Annotated in this window: 2 protein-coding genes; both read right to left on the bottom strand. The window is 46.0% G+C overall.

The genetic code is table 11. The features are described from left to right. Positions 1 to 153 precede the first annotated feature (153 nt). A complete protein-coding gene (locus QEH52_RS19775) occupies positions 154 to 483 on the bottom strand; it encodes a hypothetical protein (RefSeq protein ID WP_308952687.1) in 330 nt (109 codons plus the stop codon). Positions 484 to 568: 85 nt separating this feature from the next. Further along, positions 569 to 1,193, bottom strand: a 625-nt coding sequence (locus QEH52_RS19770) for an FxLYD domain-containing protein (RefSeq protein WP_308952686.1), incomplete at its 5' end; no start/stop codon positions are given.

Genomic DNA, 1,193 nt, shown 5'->3' with positions numbered 1-1,193 from the left:
TACTGTTGGGTTATTCTTTATATGGCTGGGACTTTCACCCAGCAAGATGGCGCACCCTTAGCTTGGCGCACAACGTGGAGAGTAGTCGATGCGAGCCTACGGGGTCAATCGTGCAAATGGTTCTCGAAAATAGGGCGGGTGATCTCGCATTGACTAGCTCGTCTGGTTCAGTCTCGGGCGAAAGTAGATGACCCCTAGTGCACATGGCATCATCAAAATACCAGCCATGGCGATAAAGGTATCATAGATTTTTTCTCTATTCCGCAGAGAACTTAATTCTTCGTTTAACTGGTTTACGCTTACCTGTGCTTCTTGAGGGCTGAGTTCTTTAATCTTACTTTCGACTTGGGCAACCTTCTCTTGAATCTCTGTGATTCCTTGCTCCTTCCAGCCATCGTTTAAGTTTAGAAAGAGTTGGGCGAATGACAGCACCACCATGCATATGATTGCCGTGAAATAGTAGTGCTGACGATTTCTTTTCATTTTATTACTGAACGTAGAGCACTATCGCGACTGAAGCGCGCAGCGCGAAAGGAGTTGATAGGTGCGACTGGATCGATCCATTGGTTTAGTAGGCTCCAGTGACTGCAATCTTGTAGTCATCGAATGCAATTTCTTTTTCTTCATCACAGGCGTGAAAGGTCACCTTGAAATTGTGGGTTGTTCCCGGAGTAATCGCTCCTTGGATGTATCCATCGGACTCATCCATGAAATTTCCTTCTTCGTCGAATAATTCTATTTGGACAGTAGCGGATTCCCAGTCGTGCTCTCCCGAATTTTTCAGGGTGCCCAAGAATACCCAGCCATTCTCTGTTTTATTATTCTTTTCAATCGTTGCTTCTAGCTTGGACTCAGTAGGGCTGAATTCGATGTAGTCATCCTCATATTCCGCGAATTCATCTTCGAAGTCCATCATCATGAAGTCGTCGATAAAAACCATGGGGATATAGCTGATGATCGTGATTGGTATTGCTGCTCCAATACCCGCAAAGAAACCGATGCGGATTAACTGGGAGATGGATAGTTTTCTAATTTTCATTTTTCTTTTATCGATCGTGAAGAGTAGTCGATGCGAGCCTGCGAGGTCAATCGTGCAACTGATTGTCGCAAAACTGACGGGTAAACTCGCATTGACTATCTCGCCTGGTTCCCGCAGGGACTGGCGAGTCTGAGGGGTGCTGGGATAGCCTGTG

Source organism: Thalassobacterium maritimum, from assembly GCF_031127805.1.
GTDB classification, from domain to species: Bacteria; Verrucomicrobiota; Verrucomicrobiia; order Opitutales; family Coraliomargaritaceae; genus Thalassobacterium; species Thalassobacterium maritimum.
The sequence above is the reverse complement of the archived record's forward strand: the minus strand, read 5'-3'. Positions and strand labels throughout refer to the sequence as shown.

Bases quoted from the DNA above. Each gene is read 5' to 3' on its own strand.
- QEH52_RS19775 (WP_308952687.1), bottom strand. From the start codon at position 483: ATGAAAAGAAATCGTCAGCACTACTATTTCACGGCAATCATATGCATG.